This is a genomic window from uncultured Mycobacterium sp. (assembly GCF_964249325.1).
Lineage (GTDB): Bacteria > Actinomycetota > Actinomycetes > Mycobacteriales > Mycobacteriaceae > Mycobacterium.
This window is the reverse complement of record NZ_CAXUCH010000345.1, coordinates 1-3,470: the sequence shown is the minus strand read 5'-3', so window position 1 is coordinate 3,470 and position 3,470 is coordinate 1. Positions and strand designations below refer to the sequence as shown.

Below are 3,470 nucleotides of genomic sequence, written 5' to 3'. Positions count from 1 at the left end.
GCCAGTGGCGCGGCGGGCATCGCAGTGACCGGCGGGCGCGCGGCGTCAGCATCGCCGTGGTCGCGGCGCTGGTCGCGGTCGTCGTCGTGGTGGCGGCGGTGATCTTGTGGCGCTTCTTCGGCGACACGTTGTCCAACCGCTCGCACAGCGCCGCGGCGCGCTGCGTTGGGGCCGCCGAGACGGTGGCGGTGGTTGCCGACTCAACGATCGCCGACCGGGTGCAGCAGTTCGCCGAGCACTACAACAAGTCGGCCACCCCGGTCGGTGACCACTGCATGCAGGTCAGCGTTAAGTCGGCCAGCTCCGACGCCGTCGTCGACGGGTTCATCGGCAAATGGCCGTCGCAGCTCGGTGACCGCCCGGCGCTGTGGATCCCGGGCAGCTCGGTGTCGGCGGCGCGGCTGTCGGCGGCAGCCGGAAAGCAAACCATCAGTGACAGCCGCTCACTGGTCAGCTCGCCGGTGCTGCTTGCGGTGCGGCCCGAACTGCAACACGCGCTGGCCAGCCAGAATTGGGCGTCGCTGCCGGGCCTGCAGACCAAGCCGGACGCCTTGGCCGCGTTGAACCTGCCGGCGTGGGGATCGTTACGGCTGGCGCTGCCGCTGGCCGGCAACAGTGATGCCACATATCTGGCGGCCGAGGCGGTGGCGACCACAACGGCGCCGCCCGGCGCCCCACCGACCGCGGGCAGCGGCGCCGTGCGCACGCTGATCGACGCACAGCCCAAGCTGGCGGACAATTCGCTGACCGAAGCGATGAACGTGTTGCTCAAACCCGGTGATCCGGCCGCTGCGCCGGTGCATGCGGTGGTCACCACCGAGCAGCAGCTGTTCCAGCGCGGGCAATCGAACGATGCCGCCGGCGCGCTGACGTCCTGGCTGCCGCCCGGGCCGGCTGCGGTGGCCGACTATCCGACCGTGCTGCTCAGCGGGTCGTGGCTGTCGCAGGAACAGGTCAGCGCAGCCAGCGAGTTCGCCCGATTCATGCACAAACCCGATCAGCTCAGTGAGCTGGCGAAAGCCGGCTTCCGCGTGCAAGGCGTCAACCCGCCGAAAAGCGATGTCACCAACTTTGCGCCGCTGGCGGCCACTTTGTCTGTCGGCGACGAGTCGATGCGCGCCACGCTGGCCAGCACGCTGACCACACCGGCCAGCGGACCGGCCGCCACCATCGTGCTCGACCAGTCGATGACCACCGACGAAGGCGGCAAGTCCCGGCTGGCCAACGTCGTGGCCGCACTGCAGGATCGGATCCGGGCGCTGCCGGCGAATTCGGCGGTGGGGCTGTGGACGTTCGACGGCAAAGAAGGCCGCAGCGAGGTGTCCAGCGGGCCGCTGGACGAGCCGGTCAACGGTCAGCCCCGTTCCGCGGCGCTGAGCGCGGTCCTGGACAAGCAGTACTCCTCGCCCGGCGGCGCGGTGTCGTTCACCACGCTGCGGCTGGTCTACAAAGAGGCCATCGCGAATTTCCGTCCCGGACAGGCGAATTCGGTGCTGGTCATCACCGCGGGGCCGCACACCGACCAGACGCTCGACGGGGCGGGGCTGCAGGACTTCATCCGCCAAAGCGTGGACCCGGCCAAGCCCGTGGCGGTGAACGTCATCGACTTCGGCGCCGATCCCGACCGGCCCACCTGGGAAGCCGTCGCACACCTCAGCGGCGGCACCTACCAGAACCTGGCCACGTCGGCCTCTCCCGACCTGGCCACCGCTGTCACGACTTTCTTGAGCTGAGCCGCTTACCCGTCGAGTACGGACAGCGCCGCGCGAGTGAACGCCGCGGGGTCTTCGATCTGCGGATAGTGACCCAGCCCGGGCAACTCGACGACCGGAGCATGCGGGCGCAGTGCCCGCAACCCGTCAAGCACATTGGTGGTGGCCACCGGATCGTCGAGGCCCCACACGAAGCCGAGCCGATTGGGCCAGTCCCGCACCGCGCCGTGCCAGCGGGCGGCGTAGCGCACCCGCTCGTCCAGGTAGGAAATCAGCAAGTGAGCGATGCGGTGTCCCCCGTTGTAGGACAGCAACGCCCACTGGGCGGCGGCTTCCTCGGCCGACAGCGGGTGCGCCGGCGTGAACAGCCGGGCGAAGCCGCGGGTGAATGTCCGGCGGTTCGCCAGCCGCGCAACCACCGGGCCGAGCGGACCGCGCAGCAGCTTCTGGATCGGGTGCAGGCTGGCCCGCTCCAGGATCACGCTGCCGTTGGACAGCACGACGCGCTGCAGCTCGAACGGTAAGGAGCGGTCCAGGTCGCGGGCCAGCAGTTCGGTGGTTACCGACGTCCCCATGTCGTGGGCGAGGATCATCACCGGACCGGTGCCCGTCGCGCAGACCACCTCCTGCACAATGTCGGCCTGCTCGAGCAGGCTGTAGGGATGCGGCCGCGGCTTGTCCGACAGCCCGAACCCGAGAAAATCGAGGCTTAGCCAGGACCGCTGCCCCAGGCGCGGGATCACCGCACGGAAATCGTATGAGCTGGAAGGAAATCCGTGCAGCAGCAATACCGTCGGCGCTTCACCGCCAGCCGAACGGACGAATACCTTGCCCGCACCCGTCGACACCAAACGGCCACCGTCGCGCCAGTCCCGTACCGTCTGCGGAAGCACAGTTCGGGCTTACCATCTTTGACGGCATCTAAGGAGCGCAATGACTGTCGAGTTCACTCCCGATCCTCAGCTGTACCCGTTCGCGTCGCAGTGGTTCGACGGGCCGCGGGGCCGCATGCATTACGTCGACGAGGGCTCATCTAGTGGGAAAGGGCCGCCGATCGTGTTCTGCCATGGCAACCCGACGTGGAGTTTCCTGTACCGCGACATCATCGTGGCGCTGCGCGACCGCTTCCGCTGCATCGCGCCCGACTACCTCGGTTTCGGGCTGTCGCAACGCCCCCCGGGATTCGGGTACACGGTCGAGGAGCATGCCGCCGCGGTCGGCGACTTGGTGGACCACCTCGGTCTCGACGGCTACCTGACGATGGGACAGGACTGGGGCGGCCCGATCAGCATGGCGGTCGACGTGGCCCGCGCAGACCGGGTGCGCGGGGTGATCTTGGGCAACACCTGGTTCTGGCCGGCGGACAATCTGCGGGCGAAGGCATTCAGCAAGGTCATGTCGAGTCGTCCGCTGCAATACGCGATCCTGCAGCGCAACTTCTTTGTCGAGCGGCTGATCCCGGCGGGAACCGCGCGGCGGCTAAACCAGCAGGTTATGGCGCACTACCGCCGAGTGCAGCCCACTCCGCAGGCCCGGCTGGGGGTGGCGCGGATGCCCAAGGAAATCCTGGCCGCCCGCCCACTGCTGGAGCGGCTCGCCAACGAGGTGCCCGCAACGCTGGGCTCGAAACCGGCCCTGCTGGTGTGGGGAATGAAGGATCCGGCGTTTCCGCCCGGCCAATCACTGCCCCGGATGCGTGCGGCCTTTCCCGATCACGTTGTCGTCGAGCTGCCGAAAGCCAAGCACTTCATCCAGGAA

The 3,470-nt window shown here is 68.4% G+C and carries 3 protein-coding genes; 2 read left to right on the top strand and 1 reads right to left on the bottom strand.

The window, feature by feature from the left end:
- Positions 1-1,733: hypothetical protein (locus tag ACFE99_RS24135; protein WP_375489277.1), on the top strand; the 1,733-nt coding region annotated here is incomplete at its 5' end.
- Positions 1,734-1,738: 5 nt separating this feature from the next.
- Here the strand turns inward: ACFE99_RS24135 and ACFE99_RS24130 are convergent.
- Entirely contained in the window at positions 1,739-2,605 is an 867-nt protein-coding gene (locus tag ACFE99_RS24130) for an alpha/beta fold hydrolase (RefSeq protein WP_375489275.1), read from the bottom strand.
- A 40-nt stretch (positions 2,606-2,645) separates the two neighbouring features.
- Between ACFE99_RS24130 and ACFE99_RS24125 the strand changes: the two genes are divergently transcribed.
- Positions 2,646-3,470: haloalkane dehalogenase (locus ACFE99_RS24125; RefSeq protein WP_375489273.1), on the top strand; the 825-nt coding region annotated here is incomplete at its 3' end.